The sequence below is a fragment of the Membranihabitans maritimus genome (assembly GCF_021729145.1).
Lineage (GTDB): Bacteria > Bacteroidota > Bacteroidia > Chitinophagales > Saprospiraceae > Membranihabitans > Membranihabitans maritimus.
In genome coordinates this window covers 125,436-150,710 of the sequence record NZ_JAJSLW010000003.1, presented here as the reverse complement: position 1 = coordinate 150,710, position 25,275 = coordinate 125,436, and the positions used below count along the sequence as shown (strand labels likewise).

Annotated in this window: 21 protein-coding genes; 16 read left to right on the top strand and 5 right to left on the bottom strand. The window is 38.3% G+C overall.

The features are described from left to right. Positions 1-111: 111 nt before the first annotated feature. Positions 112-1,578, bottom strand: a complete 1,467-nt coding sequence (gene proS / locus LVD47_RS04550) for a proline--tRNA ligase (protein ID WP_236974364.1) — start codon at positions 1,576-1,578, stop codon at positions 112-114. 356 nt (positions 1,579-1,934) lie between these two features. Between proS and LVD47_RS04545 the strand changes: the two genes are divergently transcribed. Beyond that, on the top strand, positions 1,935-3,191 hold the full coding sequence (locus LVD47_RS04545; protein WP_236974363.1) for a hypothetical protein: 1,257 nt from the start codon (positions 1,935-1,937) through the stop codon (positions 3,189-3,191). Between the two features lie 217 nt (positions 3,192-3,408). Continuing rightward, on the top strand, positions 3,409-4,890 hold the full coding sequence (locus LVD47_RS04540; protein WP_236974362.1) for a UPF0164 family protein: 1,482 nt from the start codon (positions 3,409-3,411) through the stop codon (positions 4,888-4,890). Between the two features lie 287 nt (positions 4,891-5,177). On the opposite strand, the gene LVD47_RS04535 is transcribed toward LVD47_RS04540, so the two are convergent. Together LVD47_RS04535 and LVD47_RS04530 are read right to left on the bottom strand one after the other, a co-directional pair. Next, positions 5,178-7,139, bottom strand: a complete 1,962-nt coding sequence (locus LVD47_RS04535) for an acetoacetate--CoA ligase (protein ID WP_236974361.1) — start codon at positions 7,137-7,139, stop codon at positions 5,178-5,180. A gap of 267 nt (positions 7,140-7,406) precedes the next feature. Continuing rightward, positions 7,407-8,228: a DUF8457 domain-containing protein gene (locus LVD47_RS04530; RefSeq protein ID WP_236974360.1), complete on the bottom strand. Its 822-nt coding sequence runs from the start codon at positions 8,226-8,228 to the stop codon at positions 7,407-7,409. A 98-nt stretch (positions 8,229-8,326) separates the two neighbouring features. Here LVD47_RS04530 and LVD47_RS04525 point away from each other — a divergent pair, with 98 nt between their 5' ends. The 8 genes from LVD47_RS04525 to LVD47_RS04490 all read left to right on the top strand — a co-directional run bounded on the left by LVD47_RS04525 (position 8,327) and on the right by LVD47_RS04490 (position 18,245). Continuing rightward, positions 8,327-8,950 carry a thymidine kinase gene (locus tag LVD47_RS04525; RefSeq protein WP_236974359.1) on the top strand — a complete coding sequence of 208 codons (624 nt, stop codon included), beginning with the start codon at positions 8,327-8,329 and terminating at the stop codon, positions 8,948-8,950. 456 nt (positions 8,951-9,406) lie between these two features. Next, the gene (purH, locus tag LVD47_RS04520) at positions 9,407-10,936 is read left to right on the top strand and encodes a bifunctional phosphoribosylaminoimidazolecarboxamide formyltransferase/IMP cyclohydrolase (protein ID WP_236974358.1); all 1,530 of its coding nucleotides are present in this window, start codon (positions 9,407-9,409) and stop codon (positions 10,934-10,936) included. A gap of 12 nt (positions 10,937-10,948) precedes the next feature. After that, a complete protein-coding gene (locus tag LVD47_RS04515; protein WP_236974357.1) occupies positions 10,949-11,689 on the top strand; it encodes a type III pantothenate kinase in 741 nt (246 codons plus the stop codon). After that, positions 11,679-13,025 carry a BamG family beta-barrel-assembly machinery protein gene (gene bamG / locus LVD47_RS04510; RefSeq protein ID WP_236974356.1) on the top strand — a complete coding sequence of 449 codons (1,347 nt, stop codon included), beginning with the start codon at positions 11,679-11,681 and terminating at the stop codon, positions 13,023-13,025. Before LVD47_RS04515 ends, bamG begins: the two co-directional genes overlap by 11 nt. Positions 13,026-13,042: 17 nt before the next feature. Beyond that, the gene (locus LVD47_RS04505) at positions 13,043-14,446 is read left to right on the top strand and encodes a tetratricopeptide repeat protein (RefSeq protein WP_236974355.1); all 1,404 of its coding nucleotides are present in this window, start codon (positions 13,043-13,045) and stop codon (positions 14,444-14,446) included. A gap of 128 nt (positions 14,447-14,574) precedes the next feature. Further along, positions 14,575-15,534: an NAD-dependent epimerase/dehydratase family protein gene (locus LVD47_RS04500; protein WP_236974354.1), complete on the top strand. Its 960-nt coding sequence runs from the start codon at positions 14,575-14,577 to the stop codon at positions 15,532-15,534. Positions 15,535-15,538: 4 nt separating this feature from the next. Then, the gene (gene kbl, locus LVD47_RS04495) at positions 15,539-16,720 is read left to right on the top strand and encodes a glycine C-acetyltransferase (RefSeq protein ID WP_236974353.1); all 1,182 of its coding nucleotides are present in this window, start codon (positions 15,539-15,541) and stop codon (positions 16,718-16,720) included. A gap of 91 nt (positions 16,721-16,811) precedes the next feature. Beyond that, a complete protein-coding gene (locus tag LVD47_RS04490; RefSeq protein WP_236974352.1) occupies positions 16,812-18,245 on the top strand; it encodes a tetratricopeptide repeat protein in 1,434 nt (477 codons plus the stop codon). Between the two features lie 84 nt (positions 18,246-18,329). On the opposite strand, the gene trxA is transcribed toward LVD47_RS04490, so the two are convergent. Further along, the gene (gene trxA, locus LVD47_RS04485) at positions 18,330-18,635 is read right to left on the bottom strand and encodes a thioredoxin (RefSeq protein ID WP_236974351.1); all 306 of its coding nucleotides are present in this window, start codon (positions 18,633-18,635) and stop codon (positions 18,330-18,332) included. A gap of 16 nt (positions 18,636-18,651) precedes the next feature. Between trxA and LVD47_RS04480 the strand changes: the two genes are divergently transcribed. After that, positions 18,652-19,224 carry an FKBP-type peptidyl-prolyl cis-trans isomerase gene (locus LVD47_RS04480; RefSeq protein ID WP_236974350.1) on the top strand — a complete coding sequence of 191 codons (573 nt, stop codon included), beginning with the start codon at positions 18,652-18,654 and terminating at the stop codon, positions 19,222-19,224. Between the two features lie 69 nt (positions 19,225-19,293). Here the strand turns inward: LVD47_RS04480 and rbfA are convergent, their stop codons facing one another. Then, positions 19,294-19,647, bottom strand: coding sequence for a 30S ribosome-binding factor RbfA (gene rbfA, locus LVD47_RS04475; protein ID WP_236974349.1), 354 nt, complete (start codon positions 19,645-19,647; stop codon positions 19,294-19,296). Positions 19,648-19,791: 144 nt separating this feature from the next. Between rbfA and recG the strand changes: the two genes are divergently transcribed. The 5 genes from recG to LVD47_RS04450 all read left to right on the top strand — a co-directional run bounded on the left by recG (position 19,792) and on the right by LVD47_RS04450 (position 25,233). Next, positions 19,792-21,981: an ATP-dependent DNA helicase RecG gene (recG, locus tag LVD47_RS04470; RefSeq protein ID WP_236974348.1), complete on the top strand. Its 2,190-nt coding sequence runs from the start codon at positions 19,792-19,794 to the stop codon at positions 21,979-21,981. Positions 21,982-22,128: 147 nt separating this feature from the next. Beyond that, positions 22,129-22,461: a hypothetical protein gene (locus tag LVD47_RS04465; RefSeq protein WP_236974347.1), complete on the top strand. Its 333-nt coding sequence runs from the start codon at positions 22,129-22,131 to the stop codon at positions 22,459-22,461. A 51-nt stretch (positions 22,462-22,512) separates the two neighbouring features. Next, positions 22,513-23,697 (top strand): DUF4221 family protein, encoded by a 1,185-nt coding sequence (locus LVD47_RS04460; RefSeq protein WP_236974346.1) that lies wholly within the window; start codon positions 22,513-22,515, stop codon positions 23,695-23,697. A gap of 219 nt (positions 23,698-23,916) precedes the next feature. Beyond that, positions 23,917-24,222 (top strand): hypothetical protein, encoded by a 306-nt coding sequence (locus LVD47_RS04455; RefSeq protein ID WP_236974345.1) that lies wholly within the window; start codon positions 23,917-23,919, stop codon positions 24,220-24,222. Between the two features lie 57 nt (positions 24,223-24,279). Then, entirely contained in the window at positions 24,280-25,233 is a 954-nt protein-coding gene (locus LVD47_RS04450) for a D-2-hydroxyacid dehydrogenase (protein ID WP_236974344.1), read from the top strand. The last annotated feature ends 42 nt before the right edge of the window (positions 25,234-25,275 follow it).

The window sequence follows — 25,275 nt, the reverse complement described above, 5'->3', positions numbered from 1 at the left end:
TTCAAAATTTATCATTACTGTTTGCATTGAAGTCTTATTAATGAAGTATTTATTTCTGCTATTTTTTTTATTAAAAAATAATTGGACCCGAATCAATATCGTATTAACTAATTAATACGCTTTGGCAAAAACGACCCTCTGTGTGGATGGTTTCCCAGAGAATATACATTTGCCTTCTTCCAAAGGATTGTCCAGCGGAATACAACGGATGGTTGCTTTCGTTCTTTTTTTAATTTCTTCTTCGGTCTCAGGTGTCCCGTCCCAATGGGCATAGACAAATCCTCCTTTTGTTTTCAATATATTTTTAAATTCTTCAAAAGTGTCTGCATATCTTGTATTCTCAGCCTGGAAAGCTTTTGCTTTTGCGAGTAAATTAGCTTGGATATCTTCAAGTAGTTGAGGAATGAATTCATGGAGATTATCTATAGGAACATAAGTTTTTTCTTTAGTATCACGTCGAGCCACTTCTACTTGATTTTTCTCAAGGTCGCGTGGTCCGATCCCTATTCTAATAGGTATTCCCCGCAATTCGTGTTCGGCAAATTTGAAGCCGGGTCTTTTTTTGTCGTCATCGTCATATTCTACGGAAATACCTCCCTTTAAAAGAGTATTTCTGATATTTTCAACTGCTTTATTTAATGCTTCACTGGGCCGGGGGATGGGAACGATGACTACTTTTACAGGAGCCAGTTTGGGAGGAATTACAAGTCCATCATCATCTGAATGGGTCATAATTAATCCACCGACCAATCGGGTTGAAACGCCCCAGGAGGTAGCCCAAACAAGTTCTTCTTCATTATTTTCGTTGAGATATTTGACATCAAATGCTTTGGCGAAGTTTTGTCCCAGGAAATGGGAGGTTCCGGCTTGCAGGGCTTTCCCATCCTGCATCAGTCCTTCTATCGTGAAGGTTTCCAGTGCTCCTGCAAATTTTTCACTTTCTGTTTTAGTACCCTGGATCACTGGCATAGCCATATATTCTTCAGCAAATTTTGCATAGATTTTTTGCATTCTCTTAGCTTCATTGAGTGCTTCTGCTTCGGTGGCATGGGCAGTATGTCCTTCCTGCCATAAAAACTCAGCGGTACGGAGAAATAACCTTGTACGCATTTCCCATCGGACCACATTCGCCCACTGATTGATGAGCAGGGGAAGGTCTCTGTATGATTTTATCCAATCCCTGTATGTATTCCATATAATTGTTTCAGAAGTAGGTCGCACAATCAATTCTTCCTCCAATCGTGCTTCAGGATCCACTATTATTCCCCTACCATTTTCATCATTTTTTAAGCGGTAGTGAGTAACTACTGCACATTCTTTGGCAAACCCATCTACATGATCGGCTTCTTTACTGAAAAATGATTTGGGAATAAATAAAGGGAAATAGGCATTAACATGACCTGTTTCTTTGAACATCCGGTCCAATTCTTCTTTCATTCTTTCCCAAATGCCAAAACCATACGGTTTGATTACCATGCATCCCCGTACGGCAGAATGTTCTGCCAGACCTGCTTTTTTGACTATGTCTACATACCATTGGGAATAATTTTCACTTCTGGCTGTTACTCCTTTTGCCATAATTACTGGATATTTTGTAAATAATGTATATTTTCTATTAAATTTTTGTTAACCGTGAAACTTATATACCTTCAAATCCGTCTTATAAATGTAAGTGATTGAGTATCTGGAAAACATTTAGAAAATATTGACCATCATTTATGTTATTATTAACTATATTTATGGGTCAAATGTAATAAATTAGGCTTTAGATAATTCCGGATCGCTTAAATAAATTTACAGAATTGAGATCGACATTGTTTTATAATATCGGAATTAGAAGTAAGACAGTTATTGAATAATGTTTGTTCGAAAACTTTACCCTTCGGGGCTGGATCTAATATAGTTAGTTTCAGAAATTTTTTAAAAATCAAAAGATGAAAGCATTAAAATACACATCCGGCTTAATTGGCGTTCTTGTCAGTGTATTTTCCGTAACTGGATTTGCACAGTTTGATGACGTCTATTTCGATCCGTCTGATGACATGTATCAAAGGACATCTTCTGAGCAAGTAGCTTCAGCAGATAGTGATTCGTATAATTATACCCGGGATAGAGGATACGCAGACGAGGATAGCTATGCATATGACGATGAAGAATATGATTATTATCACGAATCTAATAATAACTATTATTTTGACGATTATGCATATGCACGCAGAATAAACAGGTTCCACAGGAATAATTTTTTCTATGGAGGTTTTGTAGATCCGTTCTTGTATGATATGTATGCATATAACAGTTTTTACAGTCCTTTTAATTCCCCATTTAGGAGTAGGGCATTTTTTGGAAGCCGTTATTATGACAGACATTTCTTTAATCCTTATTTTAGACCTGGATTTAGCTTTTCACTAGGTTTTGGAAGTCCATGGGCATACAGGAGTCCCTGGGGAATGGGAGGATTATATGGATATGGTGCGTATGGTTCACCATTCTCCTATTACAATGATCCAATAATGGCATATAATTATTACAATTCAGGATATCCATATGTCTATCGTAATAATGTGAACCACCTGGATCGACCTGTTTACTATAAAGGTGCAAGAAACACAGCAGGAGTAGTGCCAAGTGCAAGGGATGGAAGGGTTCAGATAAGATCATCTCGAAGTGGTGACCATTATGAAGCACCTACAAGAAGGGTTTCTCCACGAGGAGAAGATAGGTCAAATCGTTCAACTGGTATCCGTTCTTCAAGTGGGGCGGATGATACAAGAATGACTACGGATAGAAGAAGTCCGAGGTCCAATGTTTACAAACGTGTGGAACGAGATCAAAATACCAATGTTCGAAGAAGTCCAGCTGCATCGTCTGGCCAGAATAACTCGGTAAGGTCTAATGGAAATAGTGAGAGAAGCACCCGAACGTATACGCCAAGGACTAAAACGAGAAGGTCGTATACTCCAAGTAGCTCGAATCAAAATAATAGGAATTATTCTCCGAGAACAAATAATTCGAATAATCAGAGAAGGTCTTATACTCCTTCCCGTTCGAATAGAAATTCAGGAACCTATAATAATGGTAATACAAGCAGGAGATCATATTCCCCTTCTTCAAGATCCAGTGGTTCTTCTTCGAGGTCTTCGGGAAGTTCTTCTGGCTCCAGTAGCAGAAGATCTTCACCAAGAGGGTAAAATTAATACCTGAGGTTAGTAAGTAACAGGTCTTTTAAAATATTAAGAAATAAAGTGGCTGCCTTCTGTACAAATATTGGGTAGCCATTTTTGTTGGTTGTTTTTTGTGAAATCCAATGGAGAATACTGATTTTTATGATATTTGATTGGAGGAACTTAATATTTGAAAAGAGAGTCTTAATACCTGAATATTTATTAATGCAATAACTATTGAATTATGAACACAATAATAAATAGAATATTTTTTGGGATAGTAATAGTATTTGCTGTTCAGAACGCAAACACCCAAAATCTTTTGGATGCGTACAGATACTCTTTCCAGAACCCATCAGGGACAGCGAGGTACAATGGAGTAAGTGGAGCGATGAACGCTATCGGTGCAGATATTAGTTTGGGGAGTCATAACCCAGCTGGTATAGCAGCATTTTGGAAAAGTGAACTGGCCGTTTCCGGGGATATTTCTTTATTGAATAGCGAATCGTCGTTATTGGAAGCAGGGAATACTAATTCAACTTCTGGCTATGGAAATTCATTGAATAACGCCGGTATTGTATTTACAAGTTATACCCCGAATAAAAACTGGATGTCAAAGAGTTTTGCTATTAGCTTTAATAAAATGGCAGACTACACGGATGAGATTTATTATCAGGGAAAGTCACTGGGAAGTATTAGTGAACGTTGGGCGGCTTTGGGAACTGGACTTTATCCGGATGAATTGGATGATTTTGAAGCAGGGCCTGCCTATGATGCAGGTGTAATATTTGACAACGAAGGTGATGCCATTTACGAGTATGACTATTTTCGAAATGAAGATAAAAGATTAAGTCGCAACCAGGTGATTGATCAAACAGGAAAATGGAATGAACTTGCAATAACTTTTGGTGGAAATTACAATAATAAATTATTGTTGGGAGCGACGATTGGTATAGATTTTATTTCGTTTGAAATTGACAAGGCCTACACCGAATCAGATCTTGAAGATCAGAATGTTCCTCAATTCAATGAATTGAAGTACCGGGAATTATTAACTTCTTCTGGAATAGGGGTGAATGCAAAACTAGGAGCTTTGTTGAAGATTACAGAATCTATTCGATGGAGTGCCTCTCTTAGTAGCCCTACTTCGCTGAGTATGAGGGAGAATTTTAGAAGCCTGATTAATTATGAATGGGTAAATAATGATGGCAGTATTGGCAATGGTGCATGGGATACTGAGGAGAATCAATTTGAATATAGTTTTGTCAACCCCTGGAAAGTATCGACGGGGTTTGGATATATTCTGGGAAAGAATGGATTTATCGATGCTGAAATTGATTATGTGGGTTACAATTTTTCAAAATTCAAATTTTCAGACGGTGTTGCAAGCGATATTGAATATGAAAACTTTCTCAACCAGGAGATAGATTCCAGGTTTGAAAATGCCATCAACTTCAGGATTGGAGGGGAATATGTATTATCTTCTTTTCGTTTAAGGGCTGGTTATCAGATATTGGGATCGCCAATAGCGTCGTACGATGATATGAGCGGATTTAGTCTGGGGCTTGGATATCGGGGAGAGAACTGGTTCCTGGATCTGGCTTACGTCAATCGAGGTCAAATGGTTACCTATCAACCATACGAGTTGTTAGATGCTGTGGTCCCCACTGTTGATATCGATAAACGGATTAGTAATATCGGATTGACAATTGGGTTTAAAATTTAACAAAATAAACAGGTTAGTAGAAAGTAGGGAAATCATTAGTAGTAAACCAGGCACTATGGTTGTTGAAGAGTTAATTATCCTGCAAGCCGAAAATCAAGGAATTGCACAGGGAATCGAGTATTGAATGTAAGCGGGTGCTCTAAAAAATAAAATCCAGATCGTGAAGAGAATGTTGGAGAAAGGAGTGGAAATTCCCTTTATTTGTAAGGTTCTTGAAGCCTCCCACTGAATTCACTCAAAAGGTAAAAGACGAAATGTAAATTGCAACTACTAGATTTTTCAGGTGGTTAGAGATCTTTCGCAAATTCTATATAGAAATCTATACTTTCGGGGTTTTTCATAGTATCTTTTTGAATGGTATTTTCTCCAAATGTGCCGGGCAAGAGTATCTTTTTAATAGGTGCTTCCATTTTTTTGCCGCTTAATGTGTACGGAATATCTGGTACTTCTATTATTTGATCAGGAACATGCCGGGGGGAACATTCAGACCTCAGTTTGGTCTTTATATTCTTCTTAAGTTCCGGAGTCAGATCCTGATCCGGACTTAACTTCACAAAAAGTGGCATAAAATGTTTCCCTTCCGATAACTCCAGGTTGACAATGAGGGAATCTTCTATTTCTCCAATTTCATCTATTACACTGTATATTTCTGCTGTTCCGATTCTTACACCCTGACGATTGAGGGTGGCGTCGGACCTTCCCAATATCCTGAGCATCCCATCTGAGTCAATTTCAATCCAGTCACCATGTCGCCAAACTCCGGGATACATGTCGAAATAACTTTCCTTATACCGAACATTTTCAGGGTCATTCCAAAAATAGAGGGGCATACATGGTAAGGGACGGGTAATTACCATTTCACCCATTTGATTCTTCACCTGGTTACCTTTTTCATCGTATGCAAATAAGGAAACTCCCAGCGCCCGGCATTGGATCCAGCCCTCCTTTACAGGTTTCCAGGGGCTACCACCTACTAATGCCGTGCAAATGTCAGTTCCACCACTCATGGATGACAACCAAACATCAGATTTAATATTATTATATATCCAGTCAAAACCTTCCGATGGAAGGGGGGCTCCGGTGGATCCAATGGTCCTGAGAGAACTCAGGTCAAAGGATTGACCTTGAGTGGCCTCTTTACTTTTGCTTGCCATGATAAAAGGGGCACTGGTTCCGAAATGATTTATTTTTGCTTCGGAGGCATATTGCCACAAAGCATGTATATTGGGATATGCCGCACTTCCGTCATATAAGACGGCTGTGGCCCCAGTCAATAAAGATGCCTGAACAAAATTCCACATCATCCAGCCTGTTGTTGAATACCAAAAAAATCGCTCTCCCTTGTGAACATCATTGTGAAAAGCCAGATATTTTAAATGCTCAAGAAGCATTCCACCGTGACTATGGGTTATTGCTTTAGGAATTCCAGTAGTTCCGGATGAATATAATACCCACATCGGGTGGTCAAAGGGAACGGGTTCAAAATGAATTTGGTTGTGTTTGTCGTTATATATCGTAGACCAATGAACGAAACCATTTTTGTCCGGCATTTCCTGTTCCGGATTTAAATAAGGAATAAATATCACTGTTTCAATGGAGGGTATAGCTTCTTTAATTTCCAATATAACTTCTGAACGGTTATATTTTTTCCTGAAATATTGATACCCGTCTGCAGCAATTAGAACTTTAGGTTGTAGTTGTTTGAATCTTTCCAGTACTCCTTTCTTCCCAAAATCCGGAGAACATGAAGTCCAGATTGCCCCCAGAGCATTGGTAGCTAGAAAACCATATGTAGCTTCAGGAATATTGGGAAGATATGCAGCCACACAATCTCCTTTGGTCACTCCCGATTGCGTAAGAAAGTGCTGCAAATGCTGTACTTCCGATTCCATAGTCTTCCATGAAATTTCTACCATTTCCGAAGATTCGGATTTGAAGATCAAGGCGGGATATTGATCATTTTTATTTCTGAAAATATGTTCAGCGTAATTTATAAGGGAACCTGAAAACCATTTGTAATCAGGCATAGAGTCACCTTCCAGGACGTGGTTATATGATCGGTGACTAATTATATTGAAGTATTTCCAGATTGATTCCCAAAAGACTTCGATATTTTCAATAGACCATTGCCATAGGTCTTCATAGTTGTCAAAACTTTTTCCATAATGATTCCCCAGCCATCGATTGTAAGCGGTTAAGTGGCTTTTTTCTTTTAATTCGAGTAATGGTTCCCACAAAATCCTGGACATACATTAAAGTGTTATTTTAAAAATAGAAGCTTGCCAAAGGTAATTGTTTCGGCTTGAATAATTTGTACGAAACCGAATTTTTTGTGTTGCGGTTTGAGTAGAATTTTAACCCGGAAAGTGCACGTGATTTCCCTCCCAAACATTTCAGATGGTATGATGGATACTAAGCAAAAATTAATTTCAAATCACTGATTTTGAAACGTTTTAATCTATTTTTGGTGGCGATAAGAAATTCAATTATTCACATTACTGAAAGGCGACCTTTGTTTAATACAGCCGATGCACTTGTTTCATGAATGTCTGTACAACGTCTTTTTTTTCAGGAGCACTCCAGTTATATTCTTCTACCAACTCTGTTGAAGCATAAGATTTCGCTTCTTCAAAAGTATAAAAGGATTGAAATTTTTTGAGGGATTCCTGAAATGGTATGGCTTCGCCTTTAAACAATTGATTGATATATAGGATTTTATCATTAATACTCAAAACGGAATTGATGTTTTCAATCTTTGCATTTCCCAATTTCCCTGATAAATCAGTGTCAATTTTTATATCGAAGAGGTAGTCATATTCTTTTGGTTGTGCTTCTGGTTCCTGGACTACGGCTTCTGCCAGTGGTTCTTCGCGCTGTAATGGATGGTTATTTTCCTGGCCGTTTTGATGTTCGGGAGTGGTTCTTATATCGCTTTGTGGGACAGGAGGGCGGACTTCTTCTTTTTGAATCATTTGCTGAGGGGAAGAATAAATTGGATTGGGAGCCTTTTTTTCTTGTTTGATCTCTTCCTGCGGAAATTCTTCTTGGGTTTTATTAGATTCAAAATTAGCACTAACCCCGTGATCTGGCGTTTCTGATGCAGGATTAAAAGTTTTTATTTCCGGTTGAACCTCTTCTTTTTGGGAAGAATGTTCCCGGGATACGACAGAGGGCTTCTCAATGGGGATTAAATTTGAATCTATATCCAACACGGTATTGTATAATCGCCTGATGTCCTCTAGTACCAGGTCTTTATCCATTGAAGTTAATCCGTCAGGGTGTAATTCGAGAATGGTATTAATACGTTGTAAAAAATATTTTGCCCTTTGGTGATCCATATTCCTATCTTATTTTAATTGATTAACGAAGAAATTATTTTAACATTGTTGAAGTAAAGTAAAGATAAGATAATTATCATATAAGTTAAAATATTTATATGTTTTTAGAACCTCATTATAGGCAGCAGCGGAGTGGGTGGATTGAAGTAGTCTGTGGTTGTATGTTTTCTGGGAAAACGGAGGAATTGCTGCGAAGATTGAAAAGAGCCGAAATTGCCCAACAAAATGTGGTGGTGTTCAAACCGTCGTTTGATAAGAGATATAGTATGAGCGAAGTGAAATCGCACGATGATTCCTCCAGGAGAAGTATTATGGTTGAATCATCAGAGGAACTTGTAAATGAATGTAATAAATATGAAGTTTTTGGTGTTGATGAAGCTCAATTTTTTGATGATGGCATTGTCGATGTAGTTCAGGAACTCGCCCTCAGAGGAAAGAGAGTAATTATTGCTGGCTTGGATATGGATTACAGGGGGGAACCATTTGGACCCATGCCACATTTATTGGCCATTGCAGAATATGTAACCAAATTGCATGCAATATGTCAGCGGTGTGGAAGTTTGGCTACCCATTCTTATCGAATTGATCCTTCAGATTCCAAAATTTTATTAGGTGCAAAAGGAGAATACGAACCCAGATGTAGACATTGTTTTGACATGGGGAATATTCTTGATTTTAACCCGGAGAATGCAAAACATTCTCCGCCCGATGGTCTAAGATAGCGGCTGCAACCCCGCTATTAGGTTGCAATCGATAGTTGCGATGACTTCCTGGTTGGTCCCTGAACAAACGTCAGTGGCTGCATGGTTGCAGATTTATAAAATATTAATTATAAGATAGTTATAAGTTAAAACTGATTTGTTAGCTTCGAAGTACATCCCCAATTTGGGGTATAAATATTTGGTGTTTGCCTGGAGTGACCCGGATATATTACATTGAAAATCAACTTGTTTAAAAATGAGATCGGCATGGTTTACCCCGAAAGCATTCTGAGTTGATATGAATAAATCGGGTTAAAACAGCACGTTAAAAAAAAATCTGTAATTGATTGAACATAAAGTAGTAATATCATTTTTTGTTCAATTGAAATATTTACTACTTTTGCGTTTTTATTTCGAGTTAATAGACAATTATTTTAAATACTTCAATTATTATTTTTGCTTTTCGAATAAGGTTATATGGAAAAAAATATTAAAATTAAATCCGCACTAATATCGGTGTTTTCAAAAGATGGTTTGGAACCTATTGTGAGGTTGCTTCAGAAAAATAATGTCAAAATATTCTCAACGGGGGGTACTTATACATTTATTGATAATTTGGGAGTTGATGTAGAAAAGGTAGAAGACCTTACTTCATATCCAAGTATATTGGGTGGAAGGGTGAAAACTCTTCATCCTAAGGTATTTGGTGGTATTTTGGCAAAAAGAGAACAGGATCACATAGATCAATTGAATACGTATGATATACCCGAAATTGACTTGGTTATAGTGGATTTATACCCATTTGAAAAGACAGTGGCAGAAACGGATGATGAAACTGCAATAATAGAGAAAATTGACATTGGAGGTATTTCGTTAATTCGAGCTGCAGCAAAAAATTATAAAGATGTGGCTGTAGTTCCTTCAATTGGGCAGTATCAATATTTAGAGGATTTACTGGCTGTTCAATCAGGAAAAATATCTTTAAAGCAAAGAAAGTATCTGGCAACCAAAGCATTTCAAATTAGTTCAAAATACGATAGTGCTATTGCGGCCTATTTCCAATCAGATAGTGATGAGAGTGAATTTGAGGTAAAATATTCTGACAAAACAAGTTTGCGATATGGAGAAAATCCTCATCAGAATGGTGCTTTTTATGGTCCGTTTCAGGATGTTTTCAATCAATTGGGCGGAAAAGAGCTTTCCTATAATAACTTGGTCGACATAGATGCAGCAGTTCAGATAATGGCTGAATTTAAGGATTACCCTGTAACTTTTGCTGTATTAAAGCATACAAATGCATGTGGCTTGGCCACGGAATCGACGACGTTGAAGGCTTGGGAAAAAGCCCTTGCCGGCGATCCTATATCTGCATTTGGAGGTATATTAATTACCAATGGTACCATTGATATTGACACAGCGAAAGAAATTAATAAACTATTTTATGAAGTACTAATTGCGCCGGATTTTGAGGATGAAGCAAGAAAGTTGCTTCTTTCAAAGAAGAAAAGAATTGTTTTGGAGATTAAAGACTTTTACAGAAGTCCGAAAAGCTTTAAATCTTTGTTAAATGGTGTATTAGTCCAGGATACTGACATGAAGATCGAAAGTAAGGATGATTTTAATGTAGTTACAAAGGTATCTCCTTCGGATAGCGAAAAGAATGATTTGGTATTTGCTAATAAGTGTGTCAAGCACCTTAAATCCAATACTATTGCTCTTGTGAAAAACGGTCAGCTCATCGGCATGGGATGTGGACAAACGAGTCGGGTAGATGCATTGAAGCAGGCAATTACCAAAGCCAAAGCGTTTGATTTTGACCTCAATGGTGCTGTTATGGCATCTGATGCATTTTTCCCATTCAGTGATTGTGTTGAGATTGCCTCAGAAGCGGGGATTACATCCGTAGTGCAGCCTGGCGGTTCGATTCGGGACAAAGATAGCATCAGTTTTTGTGATGAAAAAGGCATGTCAATGGTAATTACGGGTACGAGACATTTTAAACATTAAGAGTTGTAATTAGTGGCGAGAGAAAAACGGGTCCTGGCTATCGATATTGGAAATACGGTTCGTAAACTGGGGTTGTTTCATTCAGACAATTTAGAAACGACTATCATCGTTAATGAGAACGAATGGAGCAAAGAGGTGGTGGATAATATCGTTAACAAATTCAATCCCGATACTATTATTTTTTCTTCGACTTCTGATCTCGAGGAGTCAGATTTTACCTGGATAAGAAGGTATGGAGCATGGGAGGTCAAAAGTACTTTGAACTTTCCCTTCTCTATTCATTATACGACTCCGCAAACTTTGGGTCAAGACCGGTTGGCAGCTGTAAGTGCAGTTTTTGCGTTGTATAATGGAAAGTCGGTTTTGGTCATTGATGCAGGAACTTGTATTACGTATGATTTCATTACTGCAGGTGGTGACTATATCGGTGGAAATATTACACCGGGCCTGTATATGAGATTGAAAGCAATGCATCAATTCACAGATCGATTACCGCTGGTTGAATACACCGATGAACTCAGTCTTTTAGGTAATAGTACTAAAAGTGCCCTACAAAACGGAGGTATCAGAATGGCTATTATGGAAGCGGAGGCATTTATTCGGGAACTGGAAGTAAAATACGGGGAACTTAAGGTAATATTAACCGGCGGAGATCATAAAATATTTGCTAAGTATCTTAAAACTAAGATATTTGCGCATCCGGATCTGATTTTATTCGGATTAAATGAAATATCAAAATATAATGAATATTAAACAAACAGGTTTTATTGCTTTGTTCGTTACGCTTTTAAGTAGTGGGGCATTTGCTCAGTTAAGCGAAAATTCTCCACTATCATCTTTGGGGATCGGAGACCTTGCAGAACCTTCCGTTGTTTCATCAAATACCCTGGGAGGGCTTTTCTCCACCTATTCCAACCCCTATAATGTAAATTTGGTCAATCCGGCTTCCTATGCAGGCTTGATGGCTACTGCCTTTGATATGGGAGTAGATGCTTCGTACACCACCATTAAAGATTCTCAAAAAGAACAAAGTGCATGGGGCGGCAATTTCAAATACCTTTCACTTTCATTCCCCTTAATGAGCCCTGTAAATGTGGTTCTAGATCGCAAAGAGCAATTGTTTAAAATGGGTATGAATATTTCTTTGCTGCCAATAAGCAGGATGGATTACCGAATTAATCAGGAAATTACTACCGATTTTGAGGATGCAGTGTCTCGCCAATATGGAGGTAATGGGGGATTGAATAAACTTCAGATTGGGACGGGGGCAAAATATAAGAACCTATCTATGGGATTTAACATAGGTTTTTTGTTTGGAAGCATTCAGAATGAAAGAGCTTTACTCTTCGATGCGGCAAACAATAATTATCATACTTATACTGAGAATGAACGTTTATACAGTGGCTTTTTGTGGAATGCAGGGTTGCAATATAAGTGGTTTTTGAATAAAGATTCAGGTGATCCTACAAATAATCGTTGGATTGCTTTTGGTTTATACGGGAATTCAAAGCAGGCAGTAAGTGTGGACCAAACTGAAATTGTACTCCGCAAGAGCACTTCCTATTTTGGACTGGATGATGAGAATGCTAACGATGAATTAATCGATACTATATCTATCAACCAAACGGATAATATCCGAAATTATCTGCCTTCCGAAATTGGGTTTGGGATATCTTATGGCCTGGCAAACCGACTTCAGGCGGGAATAAATATTGAATATAACGGGTGGAAAAATTTTAATAATTTCTTAAATATTGGTACTTTGCGTAACTCTTGGAGTTCTGCTGCGTCTATAGAATATACGCCTAATCCAAGTGCATTGTTAAATTATTGGCAAAGAGTGTCTTATAGAGGGTCTTTGTATTTTAATAATGATCCAAGAGTCTTTAATGAAATGGGATTGACAAAAAAAGGTATGCAAGTCGGATTGGGATTTCCTATATTCCAAAAAAGACAGCTTGCGTATTTTAACGTTTCATTTGACGCGGGACAGCTTGGAAATGAAATTTTTAAAGAAAATTATATTCGCTTCAATATCGGAGTGACATTGAATAATAATTTGTGGTTTTATAAAAGAAGATTTGAATAATATAACTTAAAGCAAAAATGAAGAGATTACTAATTGTTTTCCTGGTAGCTGTCTCGTTTCAAGTAGATGGATTTAGCCAGTGTAAAACCTGGAATGATTCACCTCAAAAAGAAGCAGGTGAAAATGCACATAGTATTTACAGACCGTTAGTACGAAATGAAAAGTACGAACAGGCCCTCCCTCACTGGCAAAAGGCCTATAATATTGCGCCAGCAGCCGACGGAAGAAGGGATTATCATTATATGGATGGAATTGCTATATACAAGCACTTTTTCCAAAATGAAACAGACGAAGCAAAGAAAGAAGAGTACAAACAAAAGGTGTTGGAATTGTACCAGGGTGCAATCGATTGTTATGAAGCCCGGGTAATCAAAGTACGCGATTGTGATGACTTGTGTTATGAAGCTCTTATCGGTAGATTATATGGTCGAATGGGGTACGATATGTTCTATACATTGAAGAGTCCCTATTCCGAGACTAAAAAGGTGTTGGAAAAGGCTATTGAACTGGGAGGAACAGGTGTAGAGTACATTGTATTGGAACCATTAGCTTATATAGCCGTGTATGAATTTCAGCAAGGAAATATGACAGCTGATGAAACGAGAGCTGTTCATGATGAACTTATTGAGATTGCTGATTACAATATAGAGCGCGATCCTGAATTCGGAGAGTACTATGATATTACCAAGCAGCGCTTTTTAGCTTCTTTCAAACCGGTGGAAGACGATATCTTCGACTGTGAATATTTTAAGGAAAAGTTGCGTCCTGTATATGATGAAGCTCCGGATGATTTTGACAACCTAAAGTATATTTTCAATACATTGAAACAAAAGGGATGTGACGAATCTGATGCTTTCCTTGCACAGGTGAAAGGGGAGTATGAAACATTGGCAGCCGAATATAATGCTGAGAGAATGGCTGAAAGAGAAGCCAATAATCCCGGATATGCAGCTAAGAAAAGATATGACGAGGGTAAATTTGAAGAAGCTGCCGAAAAATATTTGGAGGCTGCGGAAAAAGCGGAAGATGACGAGAAAAAAGCCGGGTATTATTTCTCTTTAGCGTCTATTCAATACAGGAAACTGAATAAATATGCTGAAGCAAGAGAAAGTGCCTTAAAAGCAGCTGAATTGCGTGGAAATTGGGGACGTCCATATATGTTGATAGGCGATATGTATGCACAAGCAAGTAGAAGCTGTGGAGATGCCTGGAACCAACGATTGGCTGTGGTAGCTGCTATTGATAAATATGCCAGAGCCAAGGCTGTGGATGATAAAGTTGCCCAAGAGGCCAGTTCCAGGATTGCCCGGTACAGTGCAAGCCGACCGGATAAGGAGGATGCCTTTATGCGTGGATTCAAGGATGGTTCTACAGCCAAAGTAGGATGTTGGATCGGAGAAACGGTGACGCTCAACTTCTAGAAAGTATATTCAAATCATAAGTTATAAGAATGCCTGTTTGATAGAAATCAAGCAGGCATTTCTTTTTTAAGGCATTCCGTTTTATAAGAAGTAATTCATAGCTTTGTAGAGAAATTATTACGATTGATATGGAAAAAACCAGGGTGTTAATCACCGGAGCTTCGGGTCAGATCGGGCAAGCTCTTGTCCAGGCTTTGGTGGATGAATTTGGGGAGAGGAATGTGCTTGCAACAGACTTAAAGCCGTCGGAAGCTTTTTCCCACTTCGAAGAACTTGATATTTTAGAGACCAATCACTATCAAAAATTAGTTGGAGGTTTCAAACCGACAATTATTTACCATTTGGCAGGAATCCTTTCAGCAGTAGGGGAGAAGAACCCATCGGTTTTGTGGAAGGTGAATGTACAGGGGTGGATAAATACGCTAAATATTGCGCTGGAAAATAAGGTTTCTAAAGTTTTTTTTCCAAGTTCAATTGCCGTTTTTGGACCTGGGTCATCCCTGGATTATACCAGGCAAAATGTAGCACTCCATCCAACCACCGTTTACGGGATTTCCAAAGTTGCAGGGGAAAACCTTGCACAATACTTTTTTCGAAAGTTTGGATTGGATGTACGTGGCATTAGGTATCCTGGAATTATAAGCTACCAGTCTCCTCCGGGTGGAGGAACAACTGATTATGCAGTTGACATTTTTTACCAGGCATTGGATTCTGGCAGGTACGAATGTTTTTTGTCCGGTGACGTGAGACTCCCAATGATGTATATTGATGATGCGGTGCGGGGTACGCTGGAATTAATGCAGGCGAATGCAGAAAGTCTTTCGGTTAGGACCTCGTATAATTTTGGCGCTGTTAGTTTTACGCCAACGGAATTGGCTACTTCTATCCGAAAGATTATACCGGATTTTGAGATTTCGTATGCTCCGGATTTTCGGGAAGAGATTGCTAATACCTGGCCGAGGAATATTGACGATACCCCGGCGCGGAGGGATTGGAATTGGCAACACCAATTTGAAATTGACGATATTGTGCGGGATATGTTGATGAAGTTAAAGGAAAAGAATACTTTAAGAAGTAAAAAAAATTAAATATATGTTTAGTTTCAAAGATCAGCTTCAAAAGGAAATAGAAGAATTAAAAGAAAACGGGTTGTATAAATCCGAACGAATAATTACTTCACCACAGGGTGCTGAAATTTTAGCAAATGGAGGGCAAGTTCTTAACTTTTGTGCTAATAATTATCTTGGACTTTCCGCTGACCCACAATTACTGGAAGCAGCCAAGGAGACGATTGATTCCCACGGATTCGGTCTTTCTTCCGTTCGCTTTATTTGTGGGACGCAAGATATACATAAAGAATTGGAATCTAGGATTGCCGATTTTGTTGGTGCGGAAGACGCCATATTGTATGCGGCTGCATTCGATGCCAACGGCGGATTGTTCGAACCTATTCTTACGAAAGAAGACGCTATTATATCCGATGAATTAAACCATGCATCTATCATAGACGGGATTCGTTTGTGCAAAGCAGCCCGGTTCCGGTATAAGCACAATAATATGGAGGACCTGGAAAAGCAATTAATTGCTGCGGAGGACTCCCGGAGAAAATTAATTGTCACGGACGGCGTCTTTTCTATGGACGGAACAATTGCACAATTGGATAAGATTTGTGATTTGGCAGAGAAATATGATGCTTTGGTAATGATCGACGAGTGTCATGCAACGGGATTCGTGGGTGAGATCGGTCGGGGGACCCACGAGTACAGGAACGTGATGGATCGGATTGATATAATCACGGGAACGTTTGGAAAAGCCCTGGGAGGTGCTTCCGGTGGATTTACAGCTGCCCGCAAAGAGATTGTAGAGATGCTGAGACAAAAATCGCGACCGTATTTGTTCTCCAATACAGTAGCCCCTGCCATTGTAGGAGCGACAATAGAAGTTTTGGACCGGCTTTCGGGAAGTACAGAACTCCGGGATAAACTGGAGCAAAACACTACAAGTTTTAGAAAGAAAATGACGGATGCCGGTTTTGATATTGTCCCCGGAATTCACCCAATTGTTCCTATTATGCTCTATGAGGCAAACATAGCACAAGAATTTGCCACCCGATTGTTGAATGAAGGTATATATGTGATTGGATTCTTCTATCCGGTAGTTCCCAAAGGAAAAGCTCGCATCAGGGTGCAACTTTCAGCTGCACATGAAGAAGAACACATAGAAAAAGCAGTAGCAGCATTTTACAAGGTAGGGAAAGAATTAGGAGTAATTTAAAATTTCTTTTGGCAAACACCAATTTGGGCTTTGATAAAATAGCAATATCTGGTATTTTAGGGATTTTGTTTGCATTTTTAAATCAGTATAGATGAGCAGGTTCATTAATTTATTATTTCTTTTAACATCTTTAGCAATCTTTTTTTCCTGTACGCCTAAAGTATCAGATTCCCTATCGGATGATGAAAGTGTTTCAAACGATACTATTGAGTATAATACAGGCCCCTGTGCTACATTTGCCAATGCGAGAATGGGGGATGATGCTGTGACCGCTCATGTCCTGTATAGAGATTTGTTCAAAATGGAACGGTATGAAAGGGCTTTCCCATATTGGAAAAAAGCCTATTCGATCGCCCCGGCAGCAGATGGGAAGAGAAATACCCATTTTGCGGATGGTATTACATTTTATCAATATTTTTATAATCAGACAGAAGACGAAGCATTAAAAGAAAAATATGTTGATACTATCTTCCTGCTTTACGACCAGATGGAAGAATGTTATGGAAAAGACGGCTATGTGTCTGGCCGAAAAGGATTTGATTTATATTATACATTTCAGGACCTGGTGAGTCGCGATTCAATCTATTCATTGTTTACAGAGTCTATAAACATGGATGGAGACAGTGCTTATTTTTTTATTTTGAATCCTTTTACAGACGTCCTGGTAAAGGAATATTTTGATGGGAATATAGAAATGGAGGAGGCTCAGGATTATGCGGGGAAAATTATGAGTAGGTTGGAAAAAGGATTATCTAGTGGTAAAAATCAAGCACAATGGGCAATAATAAATAATTATGTTCCTGCGCGTTTGTCTAGGTTTGAAGGAGAAAAGGGATTCTATGATTGTAATTATTACATTGATAAATATATTCCAGAGTTTGAAGAAAATCCTACGGACTGTGATGTGATTAATAAAGTTTATAGAAATCTTATTTGGGGTGGATGTGCTCAGGATGATCCTAATGTAATAAGATTGCGGCAAGTTCGGGATGAAAATTGTGCACAACCCGAGGCAGTAGCCAAATCATCTAAAGCAAGGGAAGGATTTGATGCTTTGGAAAGCGGTGATTTTGAATTAGCCATTCAAAAATTTGAAGAAGCGGCGGAAGAAACCGATGATACAGACCGTAAAGGACAATTGTATTTGGTAATAGCTAAAATATATTATGGGAGTTTAAAAAGATTTCCGGAAGCTCGCACTTTTGCGTTAAAAGCTGCTGAGGTGAAAGATAATTGGGGCCAACCCTATCTATTAATTGGTAAATTATATGCGAGTTCAGGACCTTTGTGTGGTCCAGGGACGGGATGGGATAGTCAAGTTGTAGTTTGGCCGGCAATGGACCAATGGCAGAAAGCAAGAAGCATTGATCCTGAAGCTGCAGAGGAAGCTACTCGGTTAATCAACCAATATCATCAATATTTACCTACGTATGAAGATGTTTTTCAACGCAGATTGGATCGGGGAGACCGATTCAGGGTAGAATGCTGGATTCAAGAGACTACAACTATTCGTACGGTAGATTGATTAAGAATGATTGGAACCGGGAGTCCGAAGTTGGAAGTACCTCTGTCTTCGACTTTCTGACTCCGGACTTCCAACTTTCGTCTTTTATACCGCCAATGCCTTAACCTGTCTCCTTAATTCAGACAGTTGTTGTACACCACTTGCATTCCATTTTAATTCACCCTTTTGATATAGTTGAATCGTAGGGACAGACCGGATTCCCAACTGATTGGCCAGTGCTTCGTTTCTATCAATATCAATTTTTATTATTCGTACAGAACCTTTCATTTCATCTTTAAATTCCTGTAATATAGGAGCAAATGCTTTGCATGGACCACACCATGTAGCATGGAAATCAACAAGTACAGGTGTTTCGCTTTTTATTAAATCGTTGAAACTAATCTTTGACATTTTTGTAATTTGCGTTATGAATAAAATTATAACACTCTTTTTTGTGATTGGTTTAAGCATACTTATTTCTTGTGGTGGTAATGAAGCTGATAGCGGTGGAGTAGTTTCGAAAGATGCGCAAGAAAACAGTCTGAGTGAAGAGGAACTTATGCGGCTGGCTATGTTGATCGAACCCAGTCCAAAGTCTTATCAGGCTGACCAGATGAATAAGTTAGTACAATATGCCATCGATCACAACTGGCCGGTACAGCAATCAGAATCGGGCCTTTTGTATTATATTCAATCAAAAGGAGATGGAGATAAAATTGGTGAAAAAGGGAAAGTAATGGTACAATATAAAGGTTATTTGGTAGATGACAGGGTCTTTGATAGTAGTTTTGACCGTGGGCAACCTTCAATCTTTACCATAAATGAAGTAATTCCTGCGTGGCAGGAAGGACTTCAATATATCCGGGAAGGTGGAACCATTTATGTATTAGCGAACTCAGATTTGGGGTATGGTGCCAGAGGAGCTGGTAAACTAATTAAACCCTATACGCCTTTAATTTTTGAAATAGAACTGGTTTCTATTGTCGGGAACAGTGAATAATATTAGAAAAATTCCTGGTTTGGCTGGTACTTCAATATTAAACAAACGACCAAACTATTTAACCCCACCTCACTTTTTATGATTGATATTATCGAATAATTGATTCAATCTATACATTTCATCTAATGTTTCATCCAGGTAAAAGTCTATTTCCGGAACTCGTTTTATATGTTTTCGAATACTATTCCCAAATAAGGATTTGAGCCGGGATTTTTCTTCCTCCATTTCCAGAATTACATTGGACTTATCCTCTCGATTATAGACGCTTAAATAAATTTTTGCATGTCTTAAGTCGGAACTTACCACTACATTAGTGACAGTCACCAATGCCTGATCGTAAATATAACTTCCTTCCTGGAGTAATACAGTACTAAAGTGTCGTTTAACCAATTCGCTTACTTGTTGTTGTCTTTTGCTGGCCATAATCTCAATTATTAATGAGTTTACAAATGCGTTCAAATCCTGAATTTCCCAATAAACAGATTTATAACTGCAAACCGGTCGTGAATGTTTTCAGAAATATTTCCATCTCCCTAAATTCAATAAAGGTGAAATTAATAAACGTTATTGGCGTTTCGAAATTATTTTGAATCCCAAGAATTAGTATTTTTATCTTTTGAATTAATCAGGAGCGGTTTGTTACTACCCAATGCATATTTATCAAAGAAAATTGAATTCATAAAAGGAATAGGTCCTGCAAGATCTGAGTTGCTGGAAAAGGAGTTGGGTATGAAAAAATTGGAAGATTTGCTTATGGATTTTCCAATACGATACCAGGATCGTACTTCCATTTCTTCCATTGCCCAGGCAAAAAGTGGAAATTTTGATTGGGTCCAATTAAAGGCAGTAATAAGGGATTACAGGATCATTGGAAGAAAGCACCCAAAAAGGCTGGTTGCCCTGGCAACCGACGAATCTGGTTCATTGGAATTGGTCTGGTTTAAGAGCCATGATTGGATAATCAAACAATTGGTTAAAGGAGAAGAATACATTATCAATGGGAAATTGACCAAATTCAGGAATTCTTTTAATATAGCGCACCCCGAACTTGAATTGGCACGAGAAAAAAAGACAAAAGTATCGGGTAATTTAATTCCAATTTACAGAAGTACAGAGAAATTAACTAAAAGGGGATTGGATACCAAAGGGAGGGGTAAAATAATGAAAGGGGTCGTTGCCGGAATGTCGAGGGACGACTTTTGGGAGTATTTACCTGATTACCTTATTGATAAATTCAAGTTTTCGTCGATTTATGATACTATTCGGAATGTTCATTTTCCGGAGAGTCAACGGGATTTAAAGATTGCAGAAAACCGGATTATTTTTGAAGAATTCTTTTTTTTACAATTGCGCTTGATCAAACAATATCTCAATAAGAAAAAGCAAATTAAGGGAATTGTTTTTCCGGAGGTGGGTGATTTATTCCTTGAGTTTTTCAATGACCATCTTCCTTTTTCACTTACCGGAGCCCAGGAACGTGTATTAAAAGAAATTCGGAGAGATCTTGGTTCGGGTGTTCAAATGAACCGTCTTTTACAAGGGGATGTAGGCAGTGGCAAAACAATAGTTGCTTTTATGACCGTTTTGTTGGCCCGGGACAATGGGTATCAATCGTGCCTTATGGCACCTACAGAGATTTTGGCACAACAACATTTTGAGTCCATTTCTGAATTGGCGAAAGATATGCGTTTTCGTGTGGCATTGCTTACGGGTAGTGTGAAAGGAAGTCAGAGAAAGGAATTGCTTCGAATGCTAAGGCTGGGGGCCATCGATCTTGTAATCGGGACGCACGCATTGATCGAGGATAAAGTGATATTTGACAATTTGGGATTGTCCATTATAGATGAGCAACACCGTTTTGGGGTGGCTCAAAGAGCCAAATTATGGCAAAAGGGAAAAGAACTCCCTCCTCATGTCCTGATAATGTCTGCAACTCCGATACCACGTACACTGCACATGACTACCTACGGAGATCTTGATGTAAGTGTAATCGATGAACTTCCGCCAGGCAGGAAACCGGTAAAAACTCTTCATAAGACTGAATATTTTCGTCCGGATGTAATAAAGTTTATGAAAAAGCAAATTGCGGAAGGGAGGCAAATTTATATAGTTTATCCGCTCATTGAAGAGTCTGAAAACATGGATCTTGAGGATCTAAATAATGGGTATGAAAAGTTAATGACTTTTTTGCCAAGACCCGATTACCAGATTGGAGTTGTCCATGGAAGAATGAAACCTGAAGAAAAGGAAAAGGAAATGCAGCGTTTCTCAGCAGGTACGACACATATCCTGGTTTCCACTACAGTCATTGAAGTAGGGGTAAATGTTCCCAATGCTTCCGTTATGATTATTGAAAATGCCAATCGATTTGGCCTCTCTCAGTTGCATCAACTGAGAGGAAGAGTGGGGCGTGGTGCTAATCAGAGTTACTGTATCCTTATGACCGGGAATAAACTGAGTGAAGAGGCAAAAGTACGATTAAATACAATGGTACGTACAACTGATGGTTTTGAAGTAGCAGAAGTTGATTTAGCTTTGAGAGGCCCGGGCAATATTCAGGGATTGGAACAAAGTGGAAAATTGGTCTTTAAGAAAGCGGACTTAATTGAACATAAAAACATTTTAAAGATTTCCAGGGAAGTTGCCAGAGAAATTCTGGATGAGGACCCGGAATTATTAGCCCCGGAGCACAGGGGCATTAGAAAGTATTTGGAAACCCGCCATAAAAAAGCTGCATTGTGGTCAAGGATTAGTTGATACGATAACCCCATTATTATTAGGTCTATCTAGGGTGCTCACACAACTCCATTTCCTGCCAAACATCAATGGTACGTTAAAGTTGTCGCTAAATTGGAAGTAAAATAACCTTTTGCTTATTTTAATGATTGAAACACTTAAAGTATTATGAAATGCATAAAACATATTTTTTTAATTCCAGTATTTCTTTTTACCGGGCTTATATGTGTGTATGGCCAGGACTTGGGAAAGTTGATCCCATTTGACTTTCAAGATACATCTATAGCTTTTGGGGATTCTCTTTTATTTGGTGTTGACACCAGTGAAATGCCTCTTGTAAGTGGTGAATTCCTGGAGCCGGAGAAATTTATATCATTTATGCCTGTCATAAAGCCTGACGAGAAAAATGTTATAGCTATTCCAAATGCTACTGCGGATAAGGAGAAATATTATTTTATGGAAATGAATCCCTTGTTTAAACCTGGGAAAAAGATCAAATAACGATCGGTAAAATGGCTTTAGTACACCTTCTTTTTTCAGATGTAATTTATCATGAAAAGAGCTATCAACATCATTTGTAAAGTACTTCTAATATTTATATTCTCTCCTTGCTTGGTAGCTCAAAAAGAAGGAATAAAAGACCTGAACTTTTTTCTTAATAAATCATACGAGTTGAAATTGGACATCCGATCGTCCAATTTTTCTAATACTATGTATTATAAAGAAATTAAGGGTCAACCCTCTCTCCTTTTATATAATGAGAAGACCAGAACTATTGATTTTATTGATATCAAAGATGGAGGCAAGAGATATACTTCCGTGAAAATCCCGGGATCCGGTGAAGAAGGAGTTATCCATCCAAATGGTTTTTTTCCTGTTTCAGATACATCGTTTATTATACCTGATGTAGACTTTCGTCTAAAAGTATTGGATTATCAGGGCAAACTCGTTGAAGAAATTCCTTACGATACCATTCAGGACTTTACGCCCTACATTCATATTGTGTCCAGTACAGCGATGGGTAACTCAATATTTCAGACAAGTATTGGGATGTATATGTCTCATATAAGCAATATTAATGATTACAATCAGGGTAAAAGTGCCTCAGATTATATTGTTGCTTATTTTATGGATTGGGAAAACCGAAAAATCAGGCTGACGAATTTTCGATTTCCTGATGAATATTGGGATACTATAAGACGGTCCATGGAATTTGCATGGACATATAATAATAAAGAAAGGCGATTTATCATCATGCCTTTTGATGCTCCGCATATATTGGAATTTGAGGAAGAAACAGATTCTTTATCCAGGATGATTCATTTGGATTGTACTACTTGTTTGCCTTTTGGGAATGATGGACCGTTAGAATGGAAGCTTTACAGTACTTCGCAGTTTACTCAACGAAGAAGGGACCATGCCGAAAATTTGAATATTATTTATGATCCATATCGCCAATTGTATTATCGCTTGATTTGGCCGGGAGGAGTATTCCATACTGATAATCCTGTTCAATTTATGAGTGGTAGAATGTATCCCAGATTTGTTTTACAAGTATACGATGAAGACTGGCAACTTAAATCTTCGTTTTTACCTGAATGGAATAAATACGGTATCGGTCAATGTTTTGTAGCTCCGGACGGATTCCATATGTTAGTCAATCACCCCGATAATCCATATAAGAGAGAGGGGCAATTGGAGGTAGATGTGTTTGATTTTTCAATCTTCAAAAAATAGGAGTGTTGTTTTGATTTAGGGCGTAGGATAAATTTTAAAAACAATTGTCTTTCAATTATAAAATATTGTTTGTGAATTGCTCGGTTGACTGCATAAATCCTTCAAAACATTGTTGTTCCACCCTTGAAAATTTTATTTCGTCGAATACCTAAATTCAAATTACAATACGCCGATTAAAGTTTGTATATTTTCCCTCGAAATTACCAAATTTTTATTTTAATGGCTAAGCGATATAAAATGACAGGTTGTGCAAAGCTTTTTATAGTTTTGCTGGTTGTTGCTCCCATAGCTTACTTTGTGGCTTCTTATGTCAATGGAAAAGATCCGATTGGCGAGATATCCGGTTGGTTTGGATCGGAGCGTACAGAGGATGCAGGGGCAAATGGAGTATCGAGTGGAGATACAGCTTCTGAGGCTGATCTATTAGAGCAAATTAGAAAATTGGAAAAAGACGTGGAGTACTACAAAGTTGAGGCAGAGAGTTACAAATCCCAGTTAGAAGAATGCGAGGCCACTAAAAATTAAATTTTGACAGTAGAATCAATAAAACTCTTTTTTGTATAAATTTAAATGGAATCTAAAATGATTAAAATTTTAGCCAATGACGGTATTCATGCCGATGGTAAATTATTGCTCGAGGATGCAGGATATGAATTGCATACCGAGAAGATACCTCAAGATGAACTCCCATCCAAACTCAATGAATACGATGTAATAATCGTAAGAAGTGCCACAAAGGTTCGCAAAGACTTGATTGACCAGGCTCCCAATCTCAAAATTATTGCAAGAGCAGGGGTAGGGCTGGATAATATTGATGTCGAATATGCGCAGGAAAAAGGGATTAAAGTAATAAATACACCTGCTGCCAGTTCTTTGTCTGTGGCAGAATTGGTGTTTGCTCACATTTTTTCTATTGCCCGATTTCTTAACAACTCTCATCGAGAAATGCCCGTGAAAGGGAATACGGATTTTAAAAAATTGAAAAAAGCGTATTCCGGAGGATTTGAATTAAAAGGAAAGACATTGGGAATTGTAGGTCTGGGAAGGATAGGAAGAGAAGCAGCCCGTATTGGATTAGCTATGGGGATGAAAGTGTTAGCGGCTGACCCAATGGTTGATGAAGTAGATATCGAAGTGAAGCTTTTTGATACCTATGGAGTGACAGCTTCTGCAAAAATTGATACTGTCTCAATGAAAGACCTTCTAAAAGGTTCAGATATTATTACTTTGCATGTTCCGGGCGGACAAGGAGCTTTGATTGGAAAGGAAGAATTGGATCAAATGAAGGATGGTATCGTTTTGGTCAATGCAGCCAGGGGAGGTGTGATTGACGAAACAGTCCTTTTGGAAGGATTGGAATCTGGTAAAATTTTAGCTGCCGGCCTTGATGTATTCGAGGGAGAACCTACACCTAAACAAGAATTATTGGAACACCCAAGAATTTCTGTTTCCCCGCACATCGGAGCCTCTACCAATGAAGCCCAGGCAAATATAGGTAGAGAGTTAGCAGATAAAATAATCGAATTCTTTCAATAGGATTTGAGAAATGTAAATAATATGTCAAAAGCTTTTTCAGAG

Coding starts and splice junctions, on each gene's coding strand:
- proS (WP_236974364.1), bottom strand. CDS start 1,578: ATGGCAAAAGGAGTAACAGCCAGAAGTGAAAATTATTCCCAATGGTAT.
- LVD47_RS04545 (WP_236974363.1), top strand. CDS start 1,935: ATGAAAGCATTAAAATACACATCCGGCTTAATTGGCGTTCTTGTCAGT.
- LVD47_RS04540 (WP_236974362.1), top strand. CDS start 3,409: ATGAACACAATAATAAATAGAATATTTTTTGGGATAGTAATAGTATTT.
- LVD47_RS04535 (WP_236974361.1), bottom strand. CDS start 7,139: ATGTCCAGGATTTTGTGGGAACCATTACTCGAATTAAAAGAAAAAAGC.
- LVD47_RS04530 (WP_236974360.1), bottom strand. CDS start 8,228: ATGGATCACCAAAGGGCAAAATATTTTTTACAACGTATTAATACCATT.
- LVD47_RS04525 (WP_236974359.1), top strand. CDS start 8,327: ATGTTTTTAGAACCTCATTATAGGCAGCAGCGGAGTGGGTGGATTGAA.
- purH (WP_236974358.1), top strand. CDS start 9,407: ATGGAAAAAAATATTAAAATTAAATCCGCACTAATATCGGTGTTTTCA.
- bamG (WP_236974356.1), top strand. CDS start 11,679: ATGAATATTAAACAAACAGGTTTTATTGCTTTGTTCGTTACGCTTTTA.
- LVD47_RS04505 (WP_236974355.1), top strand. CDS start 13,043: ATGAAGAGATTACTAATTGTTTTCCTGGTAGCTGTCTCGTTTCAAGTA.
- LVD47_RS04500 (WP_236974354.1), top strand. CDS start 14,575: ATGGAAAAAACCAGGGTGTTAATCACCGGAGCTTCGGGTCAGATCGGG.
- kbl (WP_236974353.1), top strand. CDS start 15,539: ATGTTTAGTTTCAAAGATCAGCTTCAAAAGGAAATAGAAGAATTAAAA.
- LVD47_RS04490 (WP_236974352.1), top strand. CDS start 16,812: ATGAGCAGGTTCATTAATTTATTATTTCTTTTAACATCTTTAGCAATC.
- trxA (WP_236974351.1), bottom strand. CDS start 18,635: ATGTCAAAGATTAGTTTCAACGATTTAATAAAAAGCGAAACACCTGTA.
- LVD47_RS04480 (WP_236974350.1), top strand. CDS start 18,652: ATGAATAAAATTATAACACTCTTTTTTGTGATTGGTTTAAGCATACTT.
- rbfA (WP_236974349.1), bottom strand. CDS start 19,647: ATGGCCAGCAAAAGACAACAACAAGTAAGCGAATTGGTTAAACGACAC.
- LVD47_RS04465 (WP_236974347.1), top strand. CDS start 22,129: ATGAAATGCATAAAACATATTTTTTTAATTCCAGTATTTCTTTTTACC.
- LVD47_RS04460 (WP_236974346.1), top strand. CDS start 22,513: ATGAAAAGAGCTATCAACATCATTTGTAAAGTACTTCTAATATTTATA.
- LVD47_RS04455 (WP_236974345.1), top strand. CDS start 23,917: ATGGCTAAGCGATATAAAATGACAGGTTGTGCAAAGCTTTTTATAGTT.
- LVD47_RS04450 (WP_236974344.1), top strand. CDS start 24,280: ATGATTAAAATTTTAGCCAATGACGGTATTCATGCCGATGGTAAATTA.